Source organism: Oerskovia sp. NPDC060287 (genome assembly GCF_042726775.1).
In the GTDB taxonomy this organism is placed as follows: domain Bacteria; phylum Actinomycetota; class Actinomycetes; order Actinomycetales; family Cellulomonadaceae; genus Oerskovia; species Oerskovia merdavium.
Genome location: NZ_JBHXBO010000005.1, coordinates 1 through 24,267, shown reverse-complemented (window position 1 = coordinate 24,267; position 24,267 = coordinate 1). Strand labels below are relative to the sequence as shown.

Below are 24,267 nucleotides of genomic sequence, written 5' to 3'. Positions count from 1 at the left end.
CACCGGCGACTGCGGCGCACACGCAGACCTCTGCGCCGCACGCTCGACCGTCGCTGACCACCACCCTGTCGAGCGCGTCGACTTGCTGGCCATGGGTCAGGATCCCAACGACCCGGACCACGGGCGCGGCGTCTGCGCTCCATGCCACGACCGCAAGACAGCCCGCACCAAGCCCGCGGGCTGGGCCGCCCGCTGAGTGTCCGAACCGGACATCGGCGGCACCCCGAACCGGACATTCGAGGCGGGGGGACCCCCAGAGGACCACCCTGCCGGAACCGCCGGAGAGGGGGATTTTCCTCTGTACGGGTTCCGGGACTCCTGGTGGTGAACACACTTCGACGCGCGACGGAAGGTCGGGCGCCACTTTCGTAGGCCGCGCAAGGCGGTGAAGAGGTGATCGTCATGCCGGGTCCTGCTCCGAAGCACCCGTCCACTCGTGCTCGCCGTAACGACCCGAAGAAGGGCTTCACCTCGCTGCCCGCTGGTGGCCGGCTGGGTGCGATCCCGCCGTGGCCGCTGCGTCCCAACCCGTTCATGACGGCCCAGCTCGAGACCGCGCGCGATCGCGTGGCCTCGCTGCAGGTCGAACTCGAAGCGGCAGAAGACGGGCGTGCTCGTGGCCGGCTCCGGCGTGAGCTGAGCAAGAACGAGATGACGGTCGCCACGCTGAGCCTGCAGATCGAGCAGGCAACCGACGACGAGGTCGCCCTCTGGGACGACTTGTGGCGGACCCCGCAGGCCACGGTCTGGGAGGACTCACACTCGAGCCGCGAGGTTGCTCAGTACGTCCGGTGGAAGGTGCTCGCCGAGCAGGGCGACCTCAAGGCTGCCGCCGAGGCGCGCCAACTCTCCGACCGTCTCGGCCTGAACCCGCTGGCGCTCACGCGTCTCCACCTGGAGATCGAGCGCGCCGACGAGGCCGAGACTCGCGGCGAGCAGCGTCGCAAGAAGGCCACCCCGCCCACGGACTCCAAGCCGAAGGGTGACCCGCGCGGGACCCTTCGGGCCGTGTGACCACCTTCATCGTCCCGCCATTCGACGAGGCACCCTGGCCGTCACTGGGCGGTCCGATCTGCGACCTGATCGAGGAGCGTGCGGTCTTCGGGCCCGGCTCTCTCAAGGGCGAGCCCGCGCGGCTGGACGACGAGAAGCGTGCCGCGATCTGGAAGGCCTACGAGGTCTACCCTCGCGGCCACGAGCTCGCGGGGCGCCGCCGCTTCCGACGCGTGCGGATCTCGTGGCGCAAGGGCACAGCCAAGACCGAGTTCGGCGGCTGGGTCGCGTTCGTCGAGCTGCACAGCGAGGGGCCGGTCCGGTTCGACGGCTGGGACGCGGACGGGAACCCCGTCGGGCGCCCGGTCCGTGACCCGTACATCCCGCTCCTGGCGACCACGCAGGAGCAGGTCATGGAGCTCGCCTACGGCGTCCTCTACACGGTCTGCACTGAGGGGCCCGACGCCGATCTGTTCGACTCCTCGCTCGAGCGGATCATCCGACTGGGCGAGCGTGGGGCGGACGGCAAGGCTGTTCCATTGGCCGGTTCGCCGAACGCCCGAGACGGCGCTCGGACCACGTTCCAGTACTACGACGAGACGCATCGCCTGAATTCACCCACGGCGCTGTCTGCCTACGAGGCGATGGAAGCGAACCTCCCCAAGCGTCCGCTCGACGACCCCTGGTCGCTGGGCACCACGACCGCGGGCGAGCCCGGCAAGGGCAGCGTCGCAGAGAAGGACAAGGACGAGGCCGAGCTCATCAGCAAGGGTGAGGTCGACGAGCCCGAGCTCTTCTACTTCCACCGCGAGGCCGGGACGCACGATCCGACGACCGGCAAGGAGTACGACCTCTCGGTCATGGCCGATCGCATCGAGGCCATCCGGGAGGCGTCTGGCCCATCGGTTGCCGCCTGGTCGGACCTGCGCGGCATCGCCAAGCAGTGGGACCGGCCCCGTGCTGATCCGCGTTACCTCGAGCGGACCTGGTTGAACCGGTGGACTCAGGCCGAGGCGCAGGCGTTCGACGCTCGCCGCTGGAAGGACGAGCTCGCGAAGGTCGGGGCGGCGATCCCCCGTCGGGTGCGCCGCAAGGTGACGCTCGGCTTCGACGGTTCGCGCTGGAAGGACACGACGGGCCTCGTCGTGACCGACATCGAGACGGGGCTGCAGCAGAGGTTCGGCCTGTGGATCCCGGACTACGCCGACGAGTCGCCCGACGGTACCCCTGAGGTCCGGGTCCACGAGGTCAACGAGGGCGTCGACGAAGCGTTCAAGGTCTTCGACGTCGTGCGCATGTACCTCGACCCGGCACAGGGCTGGGACGAGCAGGGCGCGACCTGGGCCGGGAAGTACGGACCCAAGAAGGTGCTGTTCTTCTACACCGACTCGCGCAACCTGCGCCGCACCGCCGAGATGTGCCGGTCCTACGCCGGCGCGATCAAGGCGGGCGAGGTCACGAACGACGGCGACGAGGACCTCGCGTCGCACATCGCGAACGCACAGAAGCGCGAGATCAAGATGGTCGACGACGAGGGCCAGCCCCTGTGGGTCATGTCCAAGGAGCGCCACGACTCGCTCAACAAGATCGACCTCGCGATGGCGGGCGGCCTGTCCTGGCAGGCGCGCCTGGACGCGATCGCGTCCGGCGTCTCGACCTCGCCCACCTACTTCTACACCGCATCGACCACTCGCCGGAGGTGAGAATGGACTCCGCCGAGATCCTGCGTCTTGCGACGCTCATGGCCGACAAGATCCGGGCCCGGCGCGGCGACATCGCCTCGAACGTGGCGTATTTCAAGGGCACCGAAGGGCGCATGCGGTTCGCGTCCGACGAGTTCCGCGACTACTTCGCTGACCGGTTCTCCGGGTTCTCGGACAACTGGTGCATGCCCGTGGCGCAGGCCCCGATCGAGCGCATCCACCAGCTCGGCATCCGACTCGACGGCAGCACCACTGCCGACGTCGAGTCGGCCCGCATGTGGGAGCGCAACGAGGCGGACCGCGGGCTGTCCGAGGCGCTGATGATGATGACCGTCGCCAAGCGGTCGTTCGGCATGGTCTCGCCGTCGCCGGTCGGGGCCCGCGTCACGTTCGAGCACCCCGACTCCGCGTGCGTGATCTACGACGCGGCCACTCGTCAGCGCCGCGCGGGCATGGTCGTATGGCAGGACGAGAAGTTCGAGTACTCGGAGTTCCAGACCCCGCAGTACATCATCCCGCTCAAGCGCCCCCGCTTCATCCAGGAGAGCGGCGACAAGCACGTCGCACCGACCGCCGACGGCTGGGCTTTCGACCAGGCCCGCGAACTCAAGGCGAACCCCCTGGGCGCGGTCCCACTCGTCGAGTTCCGCAACCAGGCGCTCCTCGACGACGAGCCCATGAGCGACATCGCCGGCGTCAAGCCGATCCAGGACACGATCAACCTGGTCTGGGCGTACCTGCTTAACGGCCTCGACACCGCGTCCCTGCCCGCTCGCATCATCAAGGGCATCGACGTCCCCAAGGAGCCGATCCTCGATCAGGACGGGCAGATCATCGGCGAGAGGCCGATCGAGCTCGACCGCCTGATCCGTGACCGCGTCATCTTCATCCCCGGCGACGGCGACGTCGCTGAGTGGACCGCGGGCAACCTCGAGGTCTTCTCCAAGGTCATCGGTCACGCCGTCGAGCACGTCGTGGCACAGACCCGCACACCGGCGCACTATCTGATCGCCGCGTCATCGAACACGCCCGCGACCGGGTACGAGCTCGCGGAGGCCGGCCTGGTCTCCAAGGCCGCCGAGCGCATCTCCTACGCCAACCCCTCGGTGCGCGAGATCTACCGACTCGCGGCGATCGCCGACGGTCAGGCGGAGCGCGCCGAGCGGATCGCTGTCGGAAAGGTCCTGTGGAAGAAGCCGCAGTACCGGTCCGAGCAGCAGCTCATGGACGGGCTGCAGAAGATGCGGACCGCGGGCTTCCCGTTCCAGTGGATCGCTGAGGAGTACGGCCTCTCGCCCTCGGAGGTGGACCGCGTGATGGAGATGAAGCGGGCTGAGGAGCGTGACGTGACGATGGAGCAGGTCGCACGTGACCTGGCGATCTGATGGTCACGATTCCGCAGGCCACCCAGGATCACTACCGGCGGATGCAGCGCCTGCAGGTCCTCGCACTGCGCTCCTCGCGCCGCTCCTGGACCCGCGTTGACTGGCGCTACCTCTCGCAGTCGTGGGCGCCCGTCGTGGCTCGCGAGCTCGAGCCGCTCATGTCCGGGATCCAGGTGCAAGCCGCTGCGTCCGGGGCGACCTACGGCGCCCTGACGCTCGCCGAGCAGGGATCCTGGGTCGCGCCTGAGGCGTTCGTGGATCCGCGGGCCCTCGGCGGGTACGCCGCTGATGGGCGCTCGCTCGACGGCCTGCTCTTCTCGCCCATCACGAGCGTGAAGACGTGGATCGCCGACGGACGCTCGGCCTCCGAGGCTCTCGCCATGGGCGGCCGGGCGCTCGACACGATCGTGCGCACGGTCGTCGCTGACGCCGGGCGTCAGGCGGCCGGGATCGACACGGTCTCACGCAAGAGCGTCGGGTACGTGCGGATGCTCAACCCCCCGTCATGCTCGCGCTGCGTCGTCCTGGCCGGGCGGTTCTACCGCTGGAACGCTGGCTTCCGTCGGCACCCTCGCTGCGACTGCGTGCACGTCCAGTCCGCTGCCGGGTCCACGCAGGCCGCGCTCGACGAGGGCCTCATCTCCGACCCCTACGAGTACTTCCGGGGCCTGCCGAAGGGCGAGCAGGACAAGATCTTCGGCGAGCACGAGGCCGCCGCGATCCGCGACGGCGGCGACATCTTCCAGGTCATCAACTCCAAGCGCGGCCGACAGGGCGCCTTCACCACCGAGGGCACCGGGCGTCCCGGCACCGCGTCGACCGTCCTGCGGCCCGGTCAACGGCGCATGACGCCCGAGACGATCTACCGCCTGAACCCGAACCGCGAGGACGCCCTCAAGGCGCTGCGCGACCAGGGCTACATCCTCCCCGGCGGCCAAGTCCCCACGGGCTCCCTGCGCGGACGTGTCGAGGGCTTCGGGCAGATGGGCCGCGGCGGGACACGCAAGGCCGCATCCGCCGCCGTCGAGGAGGCCCGCAGGACGGGCGTCCGTGACCCGCGGTCCCGCTACACGATGACCGCCGCCGAGCGCCGTCTCAACGACGCCGAACGGCGCTACCGGCTCGTCCTCGAAGGACGGAACCCGTTCGCCTCCCCCGGCTTCGGGAACACTCCCGACCCTCAAGGGCTGGGTCTGAACACGGTCGGCGCATCGCGCGGGCCGCTCACCCCACAGATCGCCGCCATGGTCGAGACCGACTACCGGCGCTGGCTCGCCACCGGCGGCCAGAAGTTCACCTCCTGACGCCGCAAGGGCTCAGGACCTACCCCTCTCGCAAGGAGAGACATGCACCCGATCCGCACCCGCGCGCACCCGCGCAGGCTCATGTTCATCACGGACACCGACGCCTCGGGCGGCGGATCCACCGACACCAGCGGCGCCGACGTCGACGAGTCGACCGACGACACCGACACCGGGCCCGGCGACAGCGCCGACCAGGAGGCCGACACGGTCAACTGGCAGGAGAAGTTCGAGGCCCAGCAGAAGATCAACCGCGACCTCGAGCGCAAGGTCAAGGGCGAGGCTGGCACCCTGCAGGCCAAGCTCGACGCCCTCCAAGCCAAGCTCGACGGCACGGAGGCAGAGCACGCCGAGACCCTCAAGACCCGCCAGACCGAGGAGGCCGCTCTCGCGAAAGCGAACGAGCGCATCCGCAAGGCCGAGGTCCGCGCCGCTGCCGCCGGAAAGCTCTCCGACCCGGCCGACGCCCTGAAGTTCCTCGACCTCGAGCAGTTCGAGGTCGGGACCGATGGCGAGGTCGACACCGCCGCCATCAACGAAGCCCTCGAAGGTCTCGTGAAGTCCAAGCCGTACCTCGCCGCGCAAGGTGGCAGCGGCGTCACGTTCGAGTCCCCCGGCGCCCATCGCAAGGAGCGCGCCGGACAGGTCACGCAGGCCGAGCTCGACCGCATGACGCCCGACCAGATCAACGCCGCACGCGCCGAGGGTCGACTCAACGACCTCCTCGGCATCAAGCCCTAGACCCTGAGGAGGGTTCCCCATGGCCATCACCAAGTTCATCCCGAAGATCTGGTCCGCCGCACTGCTCAAGGCGCTGCGCAACCAGCTCGTGTACGCACAGCCCGGCGTCATCAACCGCGACTACGAGGGCGAGATCGCCCGCGCGGGCGACACCGTCCACATCACCTCGTTCGTCGACCCCGCGGTCCGCGCGTACACCCGCAACGGCACGATCACGTGGGACCTGCTCACCGACACGCAGCAGTCGCTCGTGATCGACCAGCAGAACTACTTCGCGTTCAAGGTCGACGACATCGACAAGCGCCAGGCCATCGACGGCTTCGTCGAGGAGACCACAACCGGGGCGTCGTACAACCTCTCGGCCGAGGCCGACGAGTACGTCGCGACCACGATCGCGGCCGGCGTCGACGCGGGCAACGCCCTCGGCGCCGTCACGGTCGCGACCCCCAGCGACGCCTACGACCTCCTCGTCGAGTTCCGCACCAAGCTCAAGCGGAGCAACACCCCGGACGCCGGCCGGTACGCGGGCGTGTCCCCCGAGTTCTACGGGCTCCTGCTCCGCGACGACCGCTTCATCCGGCTCGACGCCTCCGGCACGACCGAGGGCCTGCGCAACGGCGTCGTCGGACGGGCCGCCGGCTTCGACATCCTCGAGGCCAACACGGTGCCCGAGGCCGCGGGGGTCCAGACCATCATCGCGGGCCACTCGATCGCGACGACCTACGCCCAGCAGATCCTCAACACCGAGGCGCTGCGGCTCGAGAACACGTTCGGCGACGGCATCCGTGGCCTGCACGTGTTCGGGGCGAAGGTCATCCGCCCCAAGAACCTCACGTCCGCTCTCGTCACCGTCTCCTGACCGAAAGGGTCGAACATCATGCCGCTCTACAAGGCACGCCACGGCAAGGACAAGGACGGGAGCGTCATCTACGGCGCCCCCTTCGCCTACGAGCCGAAGAACCCCGAGGGGCCCGCCGCCGAGAACGCGGCGGCCAAGGTCGAGGCGGGGCTGTGGGTCGAGGTCGAGCCCGCCGAGAAGCCGCTCGAAAAGCGCACGGCGGGCGACCTCAAGGCCTACGCCACCGAGCACGACATCGACCTCGGCGACGCCAAGACGAAGGCCGAGGTCCTGGCCGCGATCCTCGCGGCCGAGACCAAGCAGGACTGACAAGGGAGGCCACCGTGGCACTAGCACCGCTCGCGACGGTGGCCGACCTGTCGGCCCTCGGGATCGACACCACGAACGCCGCGCTCGTGGACTCGCTGCTGACCTCCGTGTCGGCAGCGGTCCGCGACGCGGCGGGCGTCCCGATCAGTCGCACCGTCTCGACCGTCACCATGTGGACAGAGGCATCACGGCGCATCGAGCTCCCCGCGCGCCCTGTCCACTCCGTCACGGACGTCACCCTCGATGGCGAGCCCATCACGGACTACGTCGTGCGCGGCTCGTCGCTCTGGCGCACCTGCCTGTGGCAGGCGCACAACGCTATCCCGGGAGAGCTCAGGCTCACCTTCGACCATGGCCTGGACGAGGTCCCCGCCGACATCGTCAAGCTCGTCTGCACGCTCGTCGCGGCCGGGCTCAACGAGGTCGAGGAGGGCATCGGCGAAGGCCGCGGCGTATCCTCCGAGCGCGTTGACGACTATCAGGCGTCGTTCACGCGCGGCGACGACGAGTTAGTCGACAAGACCGATCTCCCCGAGCGCACCCGCCGCCGGCTCCGACAGCGCTTCGGCGGCGCCAGCGCCACGGTCCTCGGGACGACGCGATGAGCGCCAGGGGTGCCAGGGGTGCCAGGGGTGCCATCGTCCGCGGTCGCCGCATGGCCGAGCGACTCATGGTCGACACCTGCACCGTCGAGCGCGTGGTCGGCGAGACGACCAACGACGAGACGGGCGAGGTCCAGCCGCTGCTCGAGACCGTGTACTCGGGCCCGTGCAAGCTGCAGAACCAGTCCCAGTACGAGATGGGCGCTGAGGCCGGCGGGCACATGTCCGTGGAGCAGCGCTCCCTCGTCCACTTCCCCGTCGGATCCTTCCAGTCCAAGCACGGTGACCTGTGCGCCTTCACCACCTCGGCAGCCCCCGGTATCGCTGGCCAGAAGTACCGACTGCAGGGCGAGACGCCGTACCGGACGTTCGAGACCGCGTACCGCGTGTACGCCGTCCAGGAGGTGGCCTGATGTTCGACGTCGACGTCTCCGAACTGCGCTCGCTCGCTACCGACCTCGGCAATATCCCGACGCGTCTCCTGCCCGAGGCGGACGCGATCGTGAAGCGAGGCGCGCAGAACGTCAAGGAGCATATGTCTGCTGACCTAGCCGCGTCCCGGAGTTTCCGCGGCGCTGCGGGCTCGGTCTCCTACGACTCGGACTACCGCCCTGGCGTGGTCCAGTACGAGGTCGGGCCGGACAAGGGCCGCCGTGGCGGCGCCCTGGCAAACATCGCCTACTTCGGTGGCGCGAACGGCGGCGGCGGAACGGTCGACATCGACGCCCCGCTGGCCGCTGAGGAACCGCGCCTATCTTCCGCGATCGGCGAAGTGCTGGACGGTCTCCTGTGAGCGTCCGGGCGCTGGCCCAGGCGCTGCTGGCCCTGGCTCCGGCGGGTGTGAGCGTCCATGTGGGCGAGACGCCTCCCAGCCCGACTCTGCCGTGGGCGGTCCTGAACTTCGCGGCGCCTGGCGTCTCGGAGCGCTCGCTCACGACCGCTCCCCTGGCCGGTCCTGCTCGCCTGCTGGTGACGATCGCCGGGGCGAATGAGGACGCGGTCCTCATCATCCTCGAGAAGGTCCTCGCGGCCTACGAGGGGGCCCGCCTGGTCGTCGAGGGCTGGCAGTGCTCGCCGGTCGGGCAGGTCGGCGACGTGAAAATCTTCCCCGATGACGTCGTGATCGCGTCCGTGAATCGGCGCGTGGTCGTCGGCAAGTTGACGCTTGAGACCACGGTCGCCCGCACCGCCTGACCTCACCCCATCGGCCCCGGCGTGGATCGCGCGGGGTCCATCCCTCATGCCCCAGGAGGCACGCATGCCTAGCTGGAAGCGAGTCCGCGACACGACGACGGGCCACCAGTACGACGTCGACGAGCGCCTGCCGCTTGCCGAGGGCGTGGAGCTCGTCAAGAACGCTCCCGTCCTGACCGGCCCGGGCGCGCGACCGCGCCCCGCCAAGCCGCAGAGATCGATCGACGCGGCCGTCCAGACCGCCCGTGAGAAGCGGGCATCCCAGACCAGGGACACCACACCCACCCCCGTGCCGGACGACCCGGCCACCTCGAAGGAGTAGCCCCATGGCTGGAGAGATCCCCCCGGGCGTCGTCGCCGACGGCAACATCCGAGCGACCTGGGTCCCGACCCTCGCCGACCCGGAGAACCCCAAGAAGACCGAGCTCGACGCGGCGGCCGCGGTCGACCTGTCGTGCTTCCTCACGAAGGACGGCCTCACGCGCGGCGGCGACGAGCAGACCGTCAACGACGAGCGACTGTGCTCACGCCAGGTCTACGAGGCACCCGGCACCTACACCGACACCCTCGACCTCACCTACGTCTACGACCCCCAGTCCACCGACAAGGGCAAGAACGGCGCGTACATGACTCTCAAGCACCTCACCGAGGGCTTCGTCGTGCTGCGCTACGGCCTGCCGTTCGAGGACGACAACGCGATCGGCGACCTCCTCGACGTCATCCCCGTCACCTGCGGCGTCCAGCGCAAGCAGGCGCCCGAAGCGAACTCCAAGCTCAAGGTCACGCAGAAGATGCACGTCACCGGCCGCACGCGCGCCGACGTCGCCCTCGCAGCCTGACCCAAGACCCCTGCCGGCGCGCGGATCCCCTGGTCTGGGCGCGCGCCGGCAGGTTCACCCCCACCCAGACCACCACCCCAGACCAGGGAGATCATCATGCCCATCGCCGTGAAGCGAGCCCGCCGGACCGTGAAGTTCTGCGCCGACCTTTCCACCCAGGCCGAGTACGACCGCGCGACCGCCTCCCTGACCGAGGCGCAGCGCACCGACGGCCAGATGCTCAACTCCTCGCCCGCCACACGCGCCGCAGCGGCCGAGGTCCAGGCGCTCGAGGAACGCATGAAGGTCGCGACGATCGACTTCGAGATCGAGGCCCAGCGCCGCGACAAGTGGCAGGCGTTCGAGGCCGCGCACCCCCCGCGCGAGGGCGACAAGACCGATGAGCAGTTCACCATCGACATCTCCTCGCTCGACGACGTCATCGCCCAGTCGATCGTCGCGATCACCGACCACGAGGGGAACGCCGTCGAGTTCGACCCGCGCACCGAGTGGGCCGAGCTCGCAGACGAAATGTCCGACGGGCAGTGGCAGGACTTCGCCATGGCCGTCCTGGCCGTGAACCGCGGGGTGAAGAGCGCCCCTTTCTCGCAGGTCGCGTCGCGCGTGATCCGGGCCTCCGCGACCGACTGACCCTCGCGCGCTCGCTCGGCATCTCGTACAAGCGCCTGTCTGGCTGGGAGCCGGTCACGCACTACGAGTACGACGATGCCGGGCGTCTCGCGTCCTCACGGCCCGACGTCGAGTGGGACGAGGACCAAGTCGCCTGGATGCTCGCCCTCGCCGAGCACGAGGCAAGCCTGTGCCCCCGCTGCGGGATGCCCCGTGACATCTGCCAGGCCCGCGAGACCGAGGGGCGCGTCACCGTGCCCCCGCCGTCGCGCTGCCATGTCACGACCGCGATCCTCGGCGCCCAGAAGGGCTACGCCGAGAACGAGCACCCGAGCGCACTCCTCTTCGGAGCGAGCGTCCCGCCGTAGCCGCTAGAGATCGATGCAGAGCTCGCCCGTGTTCGGGGCTCTGTCGAGCGGGCTGGCGCCCGAGAGGGTGCACCAGTACTCGTCGGTCCGGCGGTCCTGCGCTCGCGCATCGCTCACGCGGACGACCACGAAGATCGCCAGGATCACCACCGCGAGCACTGCGGCCGCGATGAGCAGCCCCTTGTTCTGGCGTGCGTGCGCCGCCGCGAGCTCAGGTGATTTCTCGGTCTCCATGCCTCACATCTAACTCCAAACCGCTGACCCCGGGAGGTTGAAATGGCCGACCGGTCGATCACGCTCAAGATTGGGGCGAACGTCCAGGGGGCCCTGAACGGGCTCAAGACGCTCGGGCAGGCGACGCAGGACCTGGGGACCCGCACGTCGAGCTACATCGAGCGCAACGAGCAGGGCATCAACACGCTCTCGAACGGGTTCGCGGTCGCGGGGGCGGCCGCGACTGGGTTCGCATTGCTCGCGGTCAAGAAGTTCTCCGACTTCGACTCGGCCATGTCGTCCGTGAAGTCCTCGGGAGCAGACGCGGCGGGGAGCATCGATGCGTTGCGCGATGCCGCGATCGACGCTGGCGCGGACACGGTCTTCTCGGCGACCGAGGCTGCGGGCGCGATCGAGGAGCTCGCGAAGGCGGGCGTCTCGGCGTCCGACATCCTGACCGGCGGGCTCAAGGGCTCTCTCGACCTCGCGGCGGCAGGGAGCATGGGCGTGGGAGAGGCTGCCGAGTACGCCTCGATCGCCATGACCCAGTTCAACCTCAAGGGCAAGGACGTCGGGCACATCGCCGACCTCCTGGCCGCCGGTGCCGGCAAGGCAATGGGCGAGGTCTCCGACCTCGGCCAGGCACTCAAGCAGGGCGGGCTCGTCGCGGCCCAGACTGGCCTCACGCTCGAGGAGACGACGGGCACCCTCTCGGCATTCGCGGCCGCCGGCCTGCTCGGCTCCGACGCGGGCACCTCCCTCAAGACCATGCTCCAGCGGCTCTCCGCCCCCTCGGGCGAGGCCGCTGGGCTCATGGAGGAGCTCGAGATCTCTGCCTACGGCGCGGGCGGTGAGTTCGTCGGCATGACGAACTTCGCGGGCCAGCTGACGCGCGCGATGGGCGACATGACCCCAGCCGCACGCCAGGCCGCCATGGCGACGATCTTCGGCGCCGACGCCGTCCGCGCCGCGGGCGTCATCTACGACCAGGGCGAGGGCGGGATCCGCGACTGGATCTCTGCGGTCGACGACCAGGGCTACGCAGCCGAGACCGCCGCGACCAAGCTCGACAACCTCAAGGGCGACGTCGAAGGCCTCGGCGGCTCCCTCGAGACCCTGTTCATCCAGTCCGGGTCCGGGGTCAATGACGGCCTGCGGTCCATCGTGCAGGGCACCGACGCCGTCGTCGACAAACTCGGCGAGATCCCCGCTCCGGTCCTCGGTGCAGTCACCGCGATCGTCGGCAGCGGCGGCCTCGTCGCACTCTCGATCGCAGGCATGGGCAAGATGGCGATCGCAGTCAACAACGCCAAGATCGCCTACGAGGGCCTCGGCCGCTCAGCCAAGGTCGCGTCTGTCGCTGCGGGTGCGGTCGGCCTGGTGGTCGCCGCCGCTGCCGTCGGACTTGCCGCCTGGGCGCAGAAGGCTGCAGAGGCGAAGGCTCGCACGGAAGAGCTGCAGGGCACGCTAGATGAGTTCGGGCAAACCACCGAGGCCACTCTCTCGTCGATCAACACCTTCCTGTCGAGCGGCCAGGATGACTGGCTCGGAGGGATCTTCGGCAAGGATCCGAAGTCGCTCATCGAGGATGCCGAGCGGTACGGCCTCGCAATCCAGGACCTGCAGGGCTACATCCTGGGCCAGGCGGACGCGACGGATCGAGTAAACACCGCCACGACTGCGTACCTTGACGGCCTGGACCGCACGGGCCGCGAGTACGAGAACAAGAAGGGTGGCATCGACAAGTTCATCGGCTCGCTTGACGGTGAGAGGAGCGCCCTTGAGGGGTCGATGACTGCGGCCGAGCGCAAGGCCGAGGCGGACAAGATCGCTGGTGTCGCAACCAACGAGCTCACGGCCGCCACCGTCGAGTCGACCTACGCCACCGCCGCGCAGGTCACGACCCTCGAGGACGCGATCAGCGGCCTCTCGACGCTCGCAAACATGGCCTTGGCAGCGCGCGATTCGCAGCGTGGGTTTGAGGCTGCCGTCGACGCTGCGGAGGCCGCGCTCAAGGAGAACGGCGCGACGCTCGACATCACGACCGATAAGGGCCGCACGAACCAGGCGGCTCTCGACGGGATCGCCGCAGCGAACCTTCGTCTGGTCGAGGACATGCAGAAGAACGGCGCCACGCAAGGCGAGGTCCAGGGCGCGGTCCAGCGGTCGCGCGATGAGTTCCTGCGCATGGCCGGGCAGATGGGGATGACGGCCGACGAAGCGAACGCCCTCGCGGACCAGCTGGGGCTCATCCCGGGCAACTACCAGGCGACCGTGACCGTTCATACCGGTGAGGCGCTGCGCCAGATCGGGGCAGTGCAGACGGCGATGTCATTCCTCAAGGACAAGACGATCGACATCACGGTGCGCCAGCAGGCGTACAACAACGCAGCGACCGCATCACAGGTCGTCGAGGGGCGTGCGTCCGGCGGTCCGGTGCGGGGCGGTGAACTCTATCTCGTGGGCGAGGAGGGGCCCGAGCTCCTCGTGATGCCGCGCTCAGGAACCGTCGTCAACGCCCGCGACACGGCCGCTGCGATCGGCGACCTCGGGGGGCGCAACGCGAGTGCCGCGCAGATGCTCCAGTCCCAGCAGTTCGCGTACTCGGCTCCGTCCCAGGCGGTCGCCCCTGGTGAGCCGTTCGACCTCACCGGCCTGCAGCTGGTGGGGAGGCTCGATCTCGGCAACGGGCTCGAGGGGTGGATGGAAGCGGTCGCTGTTCGGTCGATCCGCACGTCTCAGAATCGGAGGGCGCGCTGATGGCTGTCACGATCACCGCCTCGCTGGTGCCGGCGGGCTCGCCGGAGCCGGTGCAGATCGTGCTCGCGGGGGTCCCCGCGGGGACCGCGTACACGGTGACGGGCGCGACGGGCGGAGGCTCGTCGTGGCCTGTTCCGGGTGGCGTCGGTATGTCGTCGGGCGAGCAGGTTGTGCGTGTCGACAACCGGTCCGCGCTCAACGCTCTGGTGACCTACCAGGCGGTCGTGGCTGGCGTGACCTACGTGTCCGCACCGGTCACCGTGTCCCACACGGCGCGGTACGTCCTGCAGTCGCTGGACGGCCAGACGTCGGTGGACTTCGTGTGGGATGACAACGGGATGCCCCGCGACCTGGTCTCGAACGCGGTCACGTTCGACGTCCCGGGGCGCGCCCGCCCGCCCGTCCGGTATGCACCGGGCGGGGACGGCGGCGGGTCGCTGCGCATCCGCACGACCCGGCAGAACACGACTGCCATGCGTGACCTACTGCGCGCCGGTCGCCCGCTCGTCCTGCGCACCGACGGCGCGATCCGCGACCTGGACGCCGTCGACCTGATCCAGGTCGTCGGCAAGCCGTCGAACGTCTTGTGGACGGGCGACGGTGGCCTCTCAACCCAGCGTGTCTGGTCCCTCGAGTACGTCCTGGTCGACGACCCCGAGCCCAGCGCAGCGCTGTCCGCGTGGACGTGGGACGACTTCGACGCCGCCATGGAGACCCGCACGTGGGCCCAGCACGACGCGCTCTTCGCGGCGTCCACGTGGGACCAGTGGGACACCTATCCATGGGGCCAGCTGTCGTGAGGAGGAGCCGATGAGAGCGGGTCCTCCTGAGGAGGTTCTGTCGGGTACGTGCGGGTGGGCGCCGTCGGTCTCGTCCTGGCTCGGCGGGCGTCTGCTCGACGCCGAGATCCCGATCATGCGCGGTCGGCTCGTGGCGCAGGTCGGGCAGAAGGTTCCCGAGCGCCTCACGCTCACGGTGCCCAGGTTCGACGGGCTGCGGGACATGCGCCCCGGCGACCAGGTCGACCACCCGCTGGCCAAGTACGGGCAGGAGCTGCAGGTCTCGATCGTCGTCTCCTCGTCCGTGGATACCGACACGTGGGAGACCCGCGTCGGCCGGTTCCTCATCACTGACTGGGACGACGGCGACGACGGCACGATCCGGGTCGTGGCCGCGGGACGTCTGCGCCGGCCGGACGACGCAAAGCTCACGTCCCCGACCCAGCCTGGGACGGGGGCGACGCTCATGTCCGAGGCGCGGCGCCTGCTCCCACCGGGGATGTCCGCAGGGTTCGACGCGGGCCTGGTCGACCGGGCGTGCCCGGCCGGGATGGCGTGGCCGGAGGATCGTCTCGCCGCGCTGCAGGAGATCGCGGACGCGTGGCCGGCGCTGCTGCGCACCGATGAGTGGGGCCAGATCGTCTACCGCCGGCCCCGGTCGCAGGTTCCAGTGCCGGTCCTGACGCTGCGCGACGGGGAGCGCGGCACGCTCGCCTCCGCGGGGCGTTCGGACACCCGGGACGGCGCTTTCAACGAGGTCGTCGCCAGATCGTCAGCGCCAGGCTCGGAGGACATCCAGGTCGTGGCGCAGCAGACCACCGGGCCCATGGCTGTCGCGGGCGAGTACGGGCCGGTCACCAAGATCTGGTCGTCGCCGCTCATCTCGAGCACGGCGATGGCGCTGGCTTCGGCGCAGACGATGCTCGCGAACTCCATCCTGCCGGCGACCTCGGTCCCGGTGCGGTGCGTCCCGGACCCGCGCATCGACCTCGACGACCCCGTCGAGATCCTGCGCGACGGGGAGCGGACCTGGGGCTACGTGACGGGCTACGACCTGCCTCTGACCGTCGCCGACGGCGAGATGCGTGTGGACGTGGGGGTGAGCATGTGAGCGACCTCGACCTGCTACTCCCGAATCTCAGTGCGGCGACCGACGACGCGCTGACGACCGTAGGCCCGTGCTACGACGTCAACCCGGCGGCGCGTCTGGTGCGGGTGGGTGTGCGGGGCGAGCCCCTGTGGCTGCCCGCCCAGCCCGGGCGCTACCGCCGATCAGCCGGCGCGGGCGTGGGCCTGGCCCGGGTCCTGCTCAACCCCTCCACGGGGCGCCCCTCGCTCGTCCTGGGCCCCCTCGACCCTCTCGACCCGGTCGTCCCGGCGACGATGACCGCGGCTACCGCCACGGTCGCGACGGTCAACTTGGCGGGCACCTCCTATGCCCTGCCGTACCTGGCAGGCGCCTACGGAACCCCGCCGGTCTCGGTGTGGGTCTCGCTGTCTGACTGGGGCGTGCCCGTCCTGGTGCTGGGCCCCTCGGCTATCGCCCCTGCAGGTGGTGGAGGCACACCGCCTCCCCCATCTGGCGCCACGGTCCAGGTCACCCAGACCATCGGACCCCAGTGGTCCGGGTCGTGGCGAGCCTCGGCGGGCGCGTGGGATCGGTGGAACGTCGACCGCTACGGCGGACGCTCGACCCTCTACCAGGGCAACGGGTTCGGGTCAGGGCCGATGGTTGGGCTCGCGACCTACGGCGACCAGCTCGCCAACCTCGGCGCCATCTCGATCGACCGCGTCCAGGCGATGCTCCGTGGCGTCGGCCTGGCCGGGGCATCTGGCCCCGCGACCGTCCAGGGCTCACCGCACGGCGCCCGGCCGGCCGGCGCGCCGGCCTCATCCGGCCCTACCGCAACCGGCGACGGCTGGACCGACCTGGCCGCCGCAACCCGTGAGGGCATGCGCACCGGCGCCATCAAGGGCCTCGCCCTCATCGGCCCGCAGTACTGGGGCGTTGCAGGCGCCGGCAACGGCGACGGCATGGCCCTGTCCGTGACCTATACCCGACCCGCCTAGGAGGCCCCCGTGTGGATCTACTGCGACATCTGCGGGGCCGTCGTGGCTCTCATCGACCTGCACGCCGACTGGCACGCCGCCCGCGGCGAGCTCCCGCCCATCACCCCGACCCCCGATCCGGCACCAGAGCCGGACCCTGCTCCTGAGGAGGTGGTCACCGATGGCGACCAGCCCACGTAGGCACACTGTCCCCGCCGCCGGGGAGACCCCGCGCCGCCAGTCCCTCAACGACCTCGCGGGCTCGATCAACGACCCCGTGCCGGTCCCGAACGTCACCGCCCGGGCCCAGTTGGTCGCCGACCTGGCCGCCCAGAACCCGCCCTACATCCCGTCCACCACGCGGCCCCTGTACGTCCACCGCACCGACGCCGGCCCCCGCGGCCTGCTCGAGAAGACCAACAACGGGACCGCCTGGGAGGGCGTGGCCGGCATCGGGACACCTGCCGCACCCACCCTCAACAGCATCTGGGTCACCGACCCCGAGGACCCGCTGACGCTCTACCAGGACGGCGCCCACATGGTGCTCTCCGGCGGCATCCGCAACGCCGGCTCGGGATCGATCGGGACACCCGAGGCCCCGCTCGGGTCAATCCCCGCCACCGCAGCCCCGGCCACACGCAAGATCTTCGCGGCGACGTTCGGCGGCGACGGCCCGTGGAGCGCAGCGAACGTCGTCGTCTACGGCAACGGGGACCTGCGCTTCAACATCTCGCGCGCCACCGCGACCATGGCGCCCGGGGCGTTCATTCTCGCGGTCCACGCACGCTGGCTGGCGAAGGTCGCATGACCCCGCCACCCGCTGGCACGCCGTGGTGGGCATGGCTCCTTGCTGTGGTCCTGGTCGTCGGCGTCCCGGCGCTCACAGCTCTCGCGGTCGCGTGGGTGCAGCGCCCAGTACGCAAAGCCCTCGCCAGGCAGGAAGAGTCGTTATCGCGTGCCGCCACGGTCGCCGAGACGATCCGCCACCAGGTCGAGAACGACCACACGAGGAACCTGCGCGACGACGTCGACCAACTCACGACCGCGGTCGAGACCGTCGGGGCCGCGGTCGGGAAGATGTCGCGCGGCCAGCGCGACACCAAGACCAAGCTCGACAAGATGCACGGCGTCCTCATCGACACCCGCGACCGCCTCGACGAGCACCTCGCTACCGCTACCGACTGACCTCACCCACCCCCGGGCCCCGACACAGCGTGACGTCGGGGCCTTCGTCATGCCAGGAGGCAGCACATGCCCGACTATCCGAACGGCTCCGTCCCCGCGTCCGCCCTCTCTCCGCTCGACGGACAACCCGGGGCGTTCCTGCGGACCGACGCCGCCATCTCGTGGAACCGAGCTCGACTCGACGTGTTCGAGCGGACCGGGATCACCCTGACCGTGAACGGCTGGAACCGCACGCTGGCCGAACAGGAGCAGCTCTTCTTCGAACGCTACGAGCCCCTGGCCACCGGCGCCGGCCCCTACAACGACGTCCGCTGGTACAAGGGCGTGCGCTACGCCCGGATGCGCGGCGCCGCCGCAGCCATCCCCGGCACCTCCAACCACGGCTGGGGCATCGCCGTCGACGTCGTCGACTACGGCGTCGTCGGCCAGTTCAACCACCCCCGCCGCACCGCCACGTTCCCGATCCTCGCCGAGCACGGCTGGACCGACACCGAGGGCCGCGGCTCCATCCAGGAGCCCTGGCACCTCGTCTACGACCCCACCCGCGACACCCAGGAGAACGACATGACCCCCGGACAGGCCTACCAGCTCGCCCAGACCCTCGAGCACGCCGGAGAGAACCGCCGCATGCTCGGCGTGATCCTCGGCTGGAACCCACCCGCCAGCGCCAACGAAGCCACCGCCATCGCCAAGCTCTGGGGCAACGGCACCAACTCGACCCAGACCCGCCGCACGCTCGGTGCCCTCCTCGACGGGCAGGACGGCCAGAGCCCCGAGACCGACGCCCGCGACCACCTCGACGAGTACCCCGCCACCGCCACCGACTGACCTCACCCACCCCGGGCCCCGACACGCACGACGTCGGGGCCCGGCATGCCCAGGAGGCAGACAGATGGCCACCACGTTCCAGAACGGGGAGATCCCCGACGCGGCGCTCACGCGCCTGTCGACCGGACACCTGCTACGCGCCGACGCCGCCGCGGGGTTCGAAGCTCTCGCGACCGCGTTCAAGGCGAAGTTCGGCAAGGCCCTCGTCGTCACCGACGCCTACCGGCCCAAGGCCGGCGCCTTCGGTCAGATCGCGATCTTCGAGGACCGCTACCCGCACCCGACCTACCAGGGCGTCAACGACCGCCGCGGCCCGTGGAAGGGCAAGTACTGGTGGCGGCGCACGGGCACCGCGGCCGCCGCCGTGCCCGGCACCTCCAACCACGGCTGGGGGCTTGCCCTCGACCTCGGCTCGAACGTCAACAAGCTCGGCACCGCCGAGCAGCTGTGGCTCGTGGCGAACGGGCCCCGCTTCGGGTGGGTCTGGCCCACCTGGGCGCGCAAGATCCCCACGCTCGAGCCCTGGCACTACGAGTTCATCGGCACCGTGGCCTTCCCGATCGCCGGAGACACCGGCTCAATCACCACCCCGACCATCCCGGGCCGACCGGCCCCCATCACCCCGGAGGACGACATGTACACCGACAACGACCGGTCCCGCGACGAGGAGGCACTGCGCCTGCTGCGCCTCATCGTGCTCGCCCCCAGCGGGCACGCATCGCCCGCCACCCAGGCCGAGGCCATCTACGTCCAGACCGTGCGCGGCGACACCGAGAACAGCGCCGAGGCCCGCCGTCAGAACGCCGTCCTGCTCGGCGCGATCGCCCCCGCCGGCCCCGAGCAGAGCATCGCCCAGCAGCTCGACGCAGGTGCCCGATGAGCGCCCCGTCGCCGATCTCCGACCGCGCGGTGTCCTACCTGCGCACCGTCGTGCCCGTCCTGTGGGGCTCGGCGGTCGCGTGGCTCCTCACGGTCGTGGTCCTGCCCGCCGAGGTCACCGACCTCCTGACCTCCGACCTCGCGGTCACCGCGGTGACCGCGCTCGTGGTCGGCGCCTGGTACATCGCCTGGCGCTGGGCCGAGCCGCACATCCCGGACTGGCTCACCCGCCTGGCCCTCGGATCCGCCCAGACACCGATCTACGCCCGCCACGCCAAGATCGGCACCCTCGAGTACATGCCCCCGACGTCGGGCACCCCGCCCCCACTGGGGCGCAACGACCACGTCGCCATCGAAGCCACCGGCCAGGGCGGCACGGTCCTCTACGTCGAGCAGCGCGCCGACGGCTGGCACTACGGCGTCCAGCTCGACGGCTCCAACCTCGTCACGATGTACCGCCCGATCGACCTCGCCTGACCTGAGCATGACGAAGTCCCGCCCTCCTTCAGGAGGGCGGGGCCATTCGTCGCTAACGACTCTTGGATTGGATGCAAGACGGCCCAGCCCTACCTCGTCGGCCGGGTCTCCAGCGCGTCAGACGGGAACGTCAGGTCTCCTCGCTGCATCGTCGGCATCAGGAGTGGCGAGCCAAAGACTCGTAGGCTCAGGTCAGCGATCGCCTGTCGGGCATATGGGACCATCGCAAAGAGTCCCACATGGTTCGCGTACTCAACCAGCAGCGCGTTGCTCAGCGCAGACTGTTCGATCCCATCCGCCTCGTAGTCCGCTTGGGTCTCAACGTGGAGCACACCAAACGGACCCTCGATATCCACTCGAAGGCGCAACCCGAACCGCGGCTCTGAGGGGTGGATGGCCACGTTGAGCGTGTACTCCGGATCGACGTCGAACGCATCTGACTCCGGTGCCTCCGCAGGCAGATCGGACGCCGTAGCCGAGAGTTCCGAATAGCCGATACTGAGCAGACTGACCCGTGGAACGAAGGCAACGAGTGATTCGCTTGGCCCCAAGAAGTCAGACACCGGCGTAGGAGCCAACCTGGAGTCGCCCACGCCCAACTCGCGTCGGTGCCTTCGCACGCGAAAAACGAACGGGGCCCATGCGGCCTGACACGATGGCCTCAATATCAACCGAGGCAGGAGCGGAGTCCACACAGTCGTCGACGACGCGCTCGTCCAACTTCGCCCCGACAGCGAGGGCGTACCGCCGCACCGTCGACAGTGTCGGGTTCGCGTCGTAGCGCTCGAAACCTGCAACTGTGGGCTGGCTCACGCCCATGCGCTCCGCGACCTCAGCCTGCGTCAGACGGTGCTTCTTGCGGAGCTTGACCAGTTCGCTGAGTAGCACTTCATGGCTCTCGATCAGAGAGTCAGCACGACGCTCGATCGCGATCAGTTCTTCCTCGGTCATAGGAGGAAACCTATATGCCCCGGGGTGCGATAGCAAGCGTCTACGGCAGCGGCAAGCCCCAGCGCGTCGCCCACCCGTCCCGAAAGATGCCTTCGGCGATGGCGATCTGCTCGTCCTGCGCATCGTGTGTTCGCTTCGGATCGTCCGGGTAGTAGTCCTTCTCATGGGCGTGGAGAGCCACGGCCGCCACCGAGATCGCCAGAGGCTCTGCGTGATACAGCCGCACGCCAACCACCTTGAACCGCAACTCGCCATCCTCGCCCGCTTCGACAACATTGATGTCTGTCCATCGGATCTCGAAGAGGTCGGCCTGGCCATCCCCCACCGGCTTGACATGAGCCAGCGGCTTCAACCCCCCAGCGGCGGCTAGCTCGAGACGACGCCTGATGGACCTTCGGACGTACACCTTGTTGTGCGGACTCCACCGTCGGGATGGACGTTCCAGGGAGGCAAACACGGCGTCGGTTGCGCGATCAAGATGCAGTTCCGGGTCAGAGCAGTCATGCCAGTAGTAGTCCACAGGGACGCCCAAACTACAGTTCGAAGTGCGCCCAGGATCCGACATGGCGGCCAGTCTAGCCCCAGGACACCGCGAGCAAACTCGAACACATGTTCGATACGCTGGCATGGTGAGCAGACCGACCGGCAACACCCCGTTCCCAAAACGGGCGCGCACCCTGAGCCCGAAGCAGTACGGGTTCGAGGTCACGACCGCGGAGACGCCGATGCCGGTCCGGGCGTGGATCGTGACGATGCAGGGTGACGAGTTCGAGATCGACGCCGAGGCGATCGCCTGGACCAAGCGCGGCGTGCACATCAGCTACATGGACCGCTTCGGCCACCCCGACACGGCCTGGGTCTGGGCCGGCGCCGTCGTCAGGCGGTAGGAGCCGAGTCCTCGGGGCGGTCCAGGCGCTCAGCGCGTCGCCTCCGGCGTCTCTCGACGACGGCCATGACGACCGACACGACTCCAAGCGTTGCCATCACCCCGCCGAGCACACGACCGCTCGTCGACTCGGCCGTCACCAAGAGCGCGACACCAACGATGGCGAAGGCTCCGTAGACGACGATGCGGACCTTCTCCACGCTCATCCTCCTGCCGCCTGCTTCTTCGGGGTCGAGGACTGGGCGATGCGGCACATCCGGCAGCGGCGCCTGGTCCCGGCGTCGGACGGGAAGCGGTAGATGTTCTCCGGCGTGTACTCGTGCCCGGCCGGGCAGTGCGTCTTGGCGGTCTGCCAGTCCCCGCCGGACGACCGCTCGGTGCGGCCGGTCCGCATCCGCCGCTTGTAGTGCATCTGGCACACATCCTGCAGGCCAGCGCTCGTCCGCTCGCAGCCCTCGACGCTGCACGGCATACGCTCGCGCGGCGTGCGTAACGGGGCGGTCTGCTCGAACCGCTCGAGCACGAGCCGTGCACGCTTGTCGTCGAGGATCCACGGGCCCCACTCCGGCCGCTCCCATCCCTGCGCGTCGATCCACGCCCACACACTCTTCCGCGACACCCCGGCCTCGCGCGCGAGCTCACGGATCGTCCACTCCCCTGCCATGCCGGGAGCCTAGCGGGCCGGCGGCCGGTACACCCTGCAGGCCCTGGCGAGATGGGCGAGCTCACCACCAAGGACGTCGCGGCCGAGTTGCGAGCATCGACTGAGACCGTCCGGAACCTCATCGCATCTGGCGACCTCAGGGTGTACAGGCTCCGCGGCGAGCGCGGACCATGGCGCATCACGCCCCAGGTACTCGAGGCCTACCGCGAGCATCAAGCTCGACGAGCCGCAGACCCGTGGGTGCGCACACGGCCGCGCAGGCGAACTTGAGCGTTGGCCACACCACTGGCTACACCTGGACCGCATATTCGTTGCAATGCAAGGGCATTGTGGGATTACAACTGGAAGCGAAGTACTTCAGCGTGTGATCCCCACGTGAGTCACGAGCATGGTGCTGGGCGGGGAGCTGTGCCAGACTGAACCGGACAGAGTTGTCCGGTTGGAGGAGGCTAACGGTGCGCAGTTTCGATCACACCTACGACGTCGTCGTCGTCGGCACAGGAGGTGCGGGGCTCACGACCGCGCTGGGCGCCGTCGATGAAGGGCTCAGCGTCCTGCTGCTGGAGAGCACCGACAGGTGGGGCGGCAACACCGCGATGTCGGGCGGCGGCATGTGGCTTCCGAACAACCCGCTCATGCAGCGCGCCAGTGCCGGCGATTCGCGCGAGGAGGCGCTCGAGTACATGGAGGCCACGATCGGCGACGTCGGTCGTGCCACGGCGCGCGAGCGCAAGGAGGCGTACGTCGACGGCGTCGACGACTTCGTCCTCACGGCCGAGAAGCACGGCGTCGTCTTCGCCCGCGCCACCGACTACCCGGACTACTACCCAGAGCTGCCGGGCGGCAAGATCGGCCGGGCGATCGAGCCCAAGCCGTTCGACGTACGGAAGATCGGCGACCTGGCGAAGTCGCTGCGCATCCTCATGCCGTTGCCGATGATGACAGACGACGTGTGGCAGATCGTGCGCGCCTGGTCGACCCTCGACGGCTTCGGGCGTGGCGCTCGAGTCGTCTTCCGGGTGCTCGGGGGCGTCGTCACCGGCAAGAAGCTCACCGGCATCGGCGCGGGCCTCACGGCACGGCTCGGGCATGCCGTGCTCGTCGGGGGCAAGGCGCCCCTGTGGCTGGAGTCACCTCTGGAGGAGCTGATCCTCGAGGGCGACCGCGTCGTCGGCGTCCAGGTCCGCAAGGACGGCAGGGCGGTGACGATCGGCGCGAACCGCGGGGTCATGCTCGCGGCCGGGGGCTTCGACCAGAACAAGGCCAAGCGCCTGGAGCTCCAGGGCATCGAGGGCTCACCGTCGGGCAGCCCAGGTGCCCTCGGCGTTCCGATCGACCTCGCGCAACAGGCCGGTGCCGCCGTCGAGCTGATGGAGGACGCCTGGTGGGGTGCGTCGATCGCAGGCCCGGAGGGATCCGGTCCGTCCTTCCTGGTCGGTGAGCGGTCGCTGCCCTACTCGCTCATCGTCGACGCCCGAGGAGCCCGGTTCGCCAACGAGGCCGAGTCCTACGTAGATCTCGGCCATCACATGCTCGAGCACGACAAGGAGGGCGACTACTGGTTCATCCTCGACGCCCGCCACCGCCACCGCTACCTGCGCTCCTTCGCGCTGGACCCGAGGCTCACCAAGGCGATGAGGTCCGAGGGAATCGAGGTGAAGGCGGACACCCTCGAGGAGCTCGCCGAGAAGCT

The 24,267-nt window shown here is 69.5% G+C and carries 34 protein-coding genes; 28 read left to right on the top strand and 6 right to left on the bottom strand.

Going from position 1 to position 24,267, the window contains the following annotated elements; all coding sequences use genetic code 11:
* The first annotated feature begins 534 nt into the window (after positions 1–534).
* The 15 genes from ACFWFR_RS00915 (at position 535) to ACFWFR_RS00845 (ending at position 10,903) form a co-directional block, all read left to right on the top strand.
* Positions 535–1,014, top strand: a complete 480-nt coding sequence (locus ACFWFR_RS00915) for a hypothetical protein (protein ID WP_377620579.1) — start codon at positions 535–537, stop codon at positions 1,012–1,014.
* Positions 1,011–2,696: a hypothetical protein gene (locus ACFWFR_RS00910; protein ID WP_377620577.1), complete on the top strand. Its 1,686-nt coding sequence runs from the start codon at positions 1,011–1,013 to the stop codon at positions 2,694–2,696. Before ACFWFR_RS00915 ends, ACFWFR_RS00910 begins: the two co-directional genes overlap by 4 nt.
* A 2-nt stretch (positions 2,697–2,698) precedes the next feature.
* On the top strand, positions 2,699–4,081 hold the full coding sequence (locus tag ACFWFR_RS00905) for a phage portal protein (RefSeq protein WP_377620576.1): 1,383 nt from the start codon (positions 2,699–2,701) through the stop codon (positions 4,079–4,081).
* A gap of 41 nt (positions 4,082–4,122) precedes the next feature.
* Positions 4,123–5,385, top strand: coding sequence for a hypothetical protein (locus tag ACFWFR_RS00900; RefSeq protein ID WP_377620574.1), 1,263 nt, complete (start codon positions 4,123–4,125; stop codon positions 5,383–5,385).
* Between the two features lie 42 nt (positions 5,386–5,427).
* Positions 5,428–6,123, top strand: a complete 696-nt coding sequence (locus ACFWFR_RS00895; RefSeq protein WP_377620572.1) for a hypothetical protein — start codon at positions 5,428–5,430, stop codon at positions 6,121–6,123.
* A gap of 19 nt (positions 6,124–6,142) precedes the next feature.
* Complete coding sequence (locus tag ACFWFR_RS00890) at positions 6,143–6,982, top strand: hypothetical protein (RefSeq protein ID WP_377620571.1); 840 nt, start codon at positions 6,143–6,145, stop codon at positions 6,980–6,982.
* A gap of 18 nt (positions 6,983–7,000) precedes the next feature.
* Complete coding sequence (locus ACFWFR_RS00885; RefSeq protein ID WP_377620569.1) at positions 7,001–7,291, top strand: hypothetical protein; 291 nt, start codon at positions 7,001–7,003, stop codon at positions 7,289–7,291.
* A 14-nt stretch (positions 7,292–7,305) separates the two neighbouring features.
* Positions 7,306–7,896 (top strand): hypothetical protein, encoded by a 591-nt coding sequence (locus ACFWFR_RS00880; protein WP_377620568.1) that lies wholly within the window; start codon positions 7,306–7,308, stop codon positions 7,894–7,896.
* A 50-nt stretch (positions 7,897–7,946) separates the two neighbouring features.
* Complete coding sequence (locus ACFWFR_RS00875; protein ID WP_377620567.1) at positions 7,947–8,306, top strand: DUF6093 family protein; 360 nt, start codon at positions 7,947–7,949, stop codon at positions 8,304–8,306.
* Complete coding sequence (locus ACFWFR_RS00870) at positions 8,306–8,686, top strand: hypothetical protein (RefSeq protein ID WP_377620565.1); 381 nt, start codon at positions 8,306–8,308, stop codon at positions 8,684–8,686. The genes ACFWFR_RS00875 and ACFWFR_RS00870 overlap by 1 nt, the downstream gene beginning before the upstream one ends.
* A complete protein-coding gene (locus ACFWFR_RS00865) occupies positions 8,683–9,087 on the top strand; it encodes a hypothetical protein (RefSeq protein WP_377620563.1) in 405 nt (134 codons plus the stop codon). Before ACFWFR_RS00870 ends, ACFWFR_RS00865 begins: the two co-directional genes overlap by 4 nt.
* 64 nt (positions 9,088–9,151) lie before the next feature.
* Positions 9,152–9,409: a hypothetical protein gene (locus ACFWFR_RS00860; protein WP_377620562.1), complete on the top strand. Its 258-nt coding sequence runs from the start codon at positions 9,152–9,154 to the stop codon at positions 9,407–9,409.
* Between the two features lie 4 nt (positions 9,410–9,413).
* Complete coding sequence (locus ACFWFR_RS00855; protein ID WP_377620560.1) at positions 9,414–9,926, top strand: hypothetical protein; 513 nt, start codon at positions 9,414–9,416, stop codon at positions 9,924–9,926.
* Between the two features lie 96 nt (positions 9,927–10,022).
* Positions 10,023–10,556, top strand: coding sequence for a hypothetical protein (locus ACFWFR_RS00850; RefSeq protein ID WP_377620558.1), 534 nt, complete (start codon positions 10,023–10,025; stop codon positions 10,554–10,556).
* A 137-nt stretch (positions 10,557–10,693) separates the two neighbouring features.
* Positions 10,694–10,903, top strand: a complete 210-nt coding sequence (locus ACFWFR_RS00845) for a hypothetical protein (RefSeq protein ID WP_377620556.1) — start codon at positions 10,694–10,696, stop codon at positions 10,901–10,903.
* 3 nt (positions 10,904–10,906) lie between these two features.
* Here ACFWFR_RS00845 and ACFWFR_RS00840 read toward each other — a convergent pair whose 3' ends face one another.
* The gene (locus ACFWFR_RS00840; RefSeq protein ID WP_377620555.1) at positions 10,907–11,137 is read right to left on the bottom strand and encodes a hypothetical protein; all 231 of its coding nucleotides are present in this window, start codon (positions 11,135–11,137) and stop codon (positions 10,907–10,909) included.
* A 42-nt stretch (positions 11,138–11,179) separates the two neighbouring features.
* On the opposite strand from ACFWFR_RS00840, the gene ACFWFR_RS00835 reads away from it, so the two are divergent.
* From ACFWFR_RS00835 to ACFWFR_RS00790, 10 genes are all read left to right on the top strand, one after another.
* On the top strand, positions 11,180–13,876 hold the full coding sequence (locus ACFWFR_RS00835; RefSeq protein ID WP_377620554.1) for a phage tail tape measure protein: 2,697 nt from the start codon (positions 11,180–11,182) through the stop codon (positions 13,874–13,876).
* On the top strand, positions 13,876–14,676 hold the full coding sequence (locus ACFWFR_RS00830) for a hypothetical protein (protein WP_377620552.1): 801 nt from the start codon (positions 13,876–13,878) through the stop codon (positions 14,674–14,676). The genes ACFWFR_RS00835 and ACFWFR_RS00830 overlap by 1 nt, the downstream gene beginning before the upstream one ends.
* Before the next feature lie 10 nt (positions 14,677–14,686).
* On the top strand, positions 14,687–15,766 hold the full coding sequence (locus ACFWFR_RS00825) for a hypothetical protein (RefSeq protein ID WP_377620551.1): 1,080 nt from the start codon (positions 14,687–14,689) through the stop codon (positions 15,764–15,766).
* Positions 15,763–16,725, top strand: coding sequence for a hypothetical protein (locus ACFWFR_RS00820; RefSeq protein WP_377620549.1), 963 nt, complete (start codon positions 15,763–15,765; stop codon positions 16,723–16,725). Before ACFWFR_RS00825 ends, ACFWFR_RS00820 begins: the two co-directional genes overlap by 4 nt.
* Before the next feature lie 9 nt (positions 16,726–16,734).
* Positions 16,735–16,905 (top strand): hypothetical protein, encoded by a 171-nt coding sequence (locus ACFWFR_RS00815; RefSeq protein ID WP_377620548.1) that lies wholly within the window; start codon positions 16,735–16,737, stop codon positions 16,903–16,905.
* Positions 16,886–17,512 carry a hypothetical protein gene (locus ACFWFR_RS00810; RefSeq protein WP_377620546.1) on the top strand — a complete coding sequence of 209 codons (627 nt, stop codon included), beginning with the start codon at positions 16,886–16,888 and terminating at the stop codon, positions 17,510–17,512. The genes ACFWFR_RS00815 and ACFWFR_RS00810 overlap by 20 nt, the downstream gene beginning before the upstream one ends.
* Positions 17,509–17,889, top strand: a complete 381-nt coding sequence (locus tag ACFWFR_RS00805) for a hypothetical protein (RefSeq protein WP_377620544.1) — start codon at positions 17,509–17,511, stop codon at positions 17,887–17,889. Before ACFWFR_RS00810 ends, ACFWFR_RS00805 begins: the two co-directional genes overlap by 4 nt.
* Positions 17,890–17,955: 66 nt before the next feature.
* On the top strand, positions 17,956–18,717 hold the full coding sequence (locus ACFWFR_RS00800; RefSeq protein ID WP_377620543.1) for a D-alanyl-D-alanine carboxypeptidase family protein: 762 nt from the start codon (positions 17,956–17,958) through the stop codon (positions 18,715–18,717).
* 64 nt (positions 18,718–18,781) lie between these two features.
* Positions 18,782–19,597 carry a D-alanyl-D-alanine carboxypeptidase family protein gene (locus ACFWFR_RS00795; protein WP_377620541.1) on the top strand — a complete coding sequence of 272 codons (816 nt, stop codon included), beginning with the start codon at positions 18,782–18,784 and terminating at the stop codon, positions 19,595–19,597.
* A complete protein-coding gene (locus ACFWFR_RS00790; RefSeq protein ID WP_377620540.1) occupies positions 19,594–20,073 on the top strand; it encodes a hypothetical protein in 480 nt (159 codons plus the stop codon). The genes ACFWFR_RS00795 and ACFWFR_RS00790 overlap by 4 nt, the downstream gene beginning before the upstream one ends.
* An 89-nt stretch (positions 20,074–20,162) precedes the next feature.
* Here ACFWFR_RS00790 and ACFWFR_RS00785 read toward each other — a convergent pair whose 3' ends face one another.
* From ACFWFR_RS00785 to ACFWFR_RS00775, 3 genes are read right to left on the bottom strand one after another with little or no spacing between them, the layout of a single operon-like run.
* Positions 20,163–20,636, bottom strand: coding sequence for a hypothetical protein (locus tag ACFWFR_RS00785; protein ID WP_377620538.1), 474 nt, complete (start codon positions 20,634–20,636; stop codon positions 20,163–20,165).
* Positions 20,629–21,024 carry a helix-turn-helix domain-containing protein gene (locus ACFWFR_RS00780; RefSeq protein WP_377620536.1) on the bottom strand — a complete coding sequence of 132 codons (396 nt, stop codon included), beginning with the start codon at positions 21,022–21,024 and terminating at the stop codon, positions 20,629–20,631. The genes ACFWFR_RS00785 and ACFWFR_RS00780 overlap by 8 nt, the downstream gene beginning before the upstream one ends.
* Before the next feature lie 40 nt (positions 21,025–21,064).
* Positions 21,065–21,544, bottom strand: coding sequence for a hypothetical protein (locus ACFWFR_RS00775; RefSeq protein ID WP_377620534.1), 480 nt, complete (start codon positions 21,542–21,544; stop codon positions 21,065–21,067).
* 106 nt (positions 21,545–21,650) lie between these two features.
* Here ACFWFR_RS00775 and ACFWFR_RS00770 point away from each other — a divergent pair, with 106 nt between their 5' ends.
* Positions 21,651–21,911 carry a hypothetical protein gene (locus tag ACFWFR_RS00770; RefSeq protein WP_377620533.1) on the top strand — a complete coding sequence of 87 codons (261 nt, stop codon included), beginning with the start codon at positions 21,651–21,653 and terminating at the stop codon, positions 21,909–21,911.
* Here the strand turns inward: ACFWFR_RS00770 and ACFWFR_RS00765 are convergent.
* Together ACFWFR_RS00765 and ACFWFR_RS00760 are read right to left on the bottom strand one after the other, a co-directional pair.
* On the bottom strand, positions 21,901–22,110 hold the full coding sequence (locus tag ACFWFR_RS00765) for a hypothetical protein (protein ID WP_377620531.1): 210 nt from the start codon (positions 22,108–22,110) through the stop codon (positions 21,901–21,903). The two genes, ACFWFR_RS00770 and ACFWFR_RS00765, sit on opposite strands and share 11 nt — an antisense overlap.
* 2 nt (positions 22,111–22,112) lie before the next feature.
* The gene (locus tag ACFWFR_RS00760; RefSeq protein ID WP_377620529.1) at positions 22,113–22,574 is read right to left on the bottom strand and encodes a hypothetical protein; all 462 of its coding nucleotides are present in this window, start codon (positions 22,572–22,574) and stop codon (positions 22,113–22,115) included.
* A gap of 51 nt (positions 22,575–22,625) precedes the next feature.
* Here ACFWFR_RS00760 and ACFWFR_RS00755 point away from each other — a divergent pair, with 51 nt between their 5' ends.
* Both ACFWFR_RS00755 and ACFWFR_RS00750 read left to right on the top strand, forming a co-directional pair.
* On the top strand, positions 22,626–22,844 hold the full coding sequence (locus tag ACFWFR_RS00755; protein ID WP_377620527.1) for a helix-turn-helix domain-containing protein: 219 nt from the start codon (positions 22,626–22,628) through the stop codon (positions 22,842–22,844).
* A gap of 185 nt (positions 22,845–23,029) precedes the next feature.
* Positions 23,030–24,267: FAD-binding protein (locus ACFWFR_RS00750; protein ID WP_377620525.1), on the top strand; the 1,238-nt coding region annotated here is incomplete at its 3' end.

Bases quoted from the DNA above. Each gene is read 5' to 3' on its own strand.
- ACFWFR_RS00915 (WP_377620579.1), top strand. From the start codon at position 535: ATGACGGCCCAGCTCGAGACCGCGCGCGATCGCGTGGCCTCGCTGCAG.
- ACFWFR_RS00905 (WP_377620576.1), top strand. From the start codon at position 2,699: ATGGACTCCGCCGAGATCCTGCGTCTTGCGACGCTCATGGCCGACAAG.
- ACFWFR_RS00900 (WP_377620574.1), top strand. From the start codon at position 4,123: ATGCAGCGCCTGCAGGTCCTCGCACTGCGCTCCTCGCGCCGCTCCTGG.
- ACFWFR_RS00895 (WP_377620572.1), top strand. From the start codon at position 5,428: ATGCACCCGATCCGCACCCGCGCGCACCCGCGCAGGCTCATGTTCATC.
- ACFWFR_RS00890 (WP_377620571.1), top strand. From the start codon at position 6,143: ATGGCCATCACCAAGTTCATCCCGAAGATCTGGTCCGCCGCACTGCTC.
- ACFWFR_RS00885 (WP_377620569.1), top strand. From the start codon at position 7,001: ATGCCGCTCTACAAGGCACGCCACGGCAAGGACAAGGACGGGAGCGTC.
- ACFWFR_RS00875 (WP_377620567.1), top strand. From the start codon at position 7,947: ATGGCCGAGCGACTCATGGTCGACACCTGCACCGTCGAGCGCGTGGTC.
- ACFWFR_RS00870 (WP_377620565.1), top strand. From the start codon at position 8,306: ATGTTCGACGTCGACGTCTCCGAACTGCGCTCGCTCGCTACCGACCTC.
- ACFWFR_RS00860 (WP_377620562.1), top strand. From the start codon at position 9,152: ATGCCTAGCTGGAAGCGAGTCCGCGACACGACGACGGGCCACCAGTAC.
- ACFWFR_RS00855 (WP_377620560.1), top strand. From the start codon at position 9,414: ATGGCTGGAGAGATCCCCCCGGGCGTCGTCGCCGACGGCAACATCCGA.
- ACFWFR_RS00850 (WP_377620558.1), top strand. From the start codon at position 10,023: ATGCCCATCGCCGTGAAGCGAGCCCGCCGGACCGTGAAGTTCTGCGCC.
- ACFWFR_RS00845 (WP_377620556.1), top strand. From the start codon at position 10,694: ATGCTCGCCCTCGCCGAGCACGAGGCAAGCCTGTGCCCCCGCTGCGGG.
- ACFWFR_RS00840 (WP_377620555.1), bottom strand. From the start codon at position 11,137: ATGGAGACCGAGAAATCACCTGAGCTCGCGGCGGCGCACGCACGCCAG.
- ACFWFR_RS00835 (WP_377620554.1), top strand. From the start codon at position 11,180: ATGGCCGACCGGTCGATCACGCTCAAGATTGGGGCGAACGTCCAGGGG.
- ACFWFR_RS00830 (WP_377620552.1), top strand. From the start codon at position 13,876: ATGGCTGTCACGATCACCGCCTCGCTGGTGCCGGCGGGCTCGCCGGAG.
- ACFWFR_RS00825 (WP_377620551.1), top strand. From the start codon at position 14,687: ATGAGAGCGGGTCCTCCTGAGGAGGTTCTGTCGGGTACGTGCGGGTGG.
- ACFWFR_RS00810 (WP_377620546.1), top strand. From the start codon at position 16,886: ATGGCGACCAGCCCACGTAGGCACACTGTCCCCGCCGCCGGGGAGACC.
- ACFWFR_RS00805 (WP_377620544.1), top strand. From the start codon at position 17,509: ATGACCCCGCCACCCGCTGGCACGCCGTGGTGGGCATGGCTCCTTGCT.
- ACFWFR_RS00800 (WP_377620543.1), top strand. From the start codon at position 17,956: ATGCCCGACTATCCGAACGGCTCCGTCCCCGCGTCCGCCCTCTCTCCG.
- ACFWFR_RS00795 (WP_377620541.1), top strand. From the start codon at position 18,782: ATGGCCACCACGTTCCAGAACGGGGAGATCCCCGACGCGGCGCTCACG.
- ACFWFR_RS00790 (WP_377620540.1), top strand. From the start codon at position 19,594: ATGAGCGCCCCGTCGCCGATCTCCGACCGCGCGGTGTCCTACCTGCGC.
- ACFWFR_RS00780 (WP_377620536.1), bottom strand. From the start codon at position 21,024: ATGACCGAGGAAGAACTGATCGCGATCGAGCGTCGTGCTGACTCTCTG.
- ACFWFR_RS00770 (WP_377620533.1), top strand. From the start codon at position 21,651: ATGGTGAGCAGACCGACCGGCAACACCCCGTTCCCAAAACGGGCGCGC.
- ACFWFR_RS00760 (WP_377620529.1), bottom strand. From the start codon at position 22,574: ATGGCAGGGGAGTGGACGATCCGTGAGCTCGCGCGCGAGGCCGGGGTG.
- ACFWFR_RS00755 (WP_377620527.1), top strand. From the start codon at position 22,626: ATGGGCGAGCTCACCACCAAGGACGTCGCGGCCGAGTTGCGAGCATCG.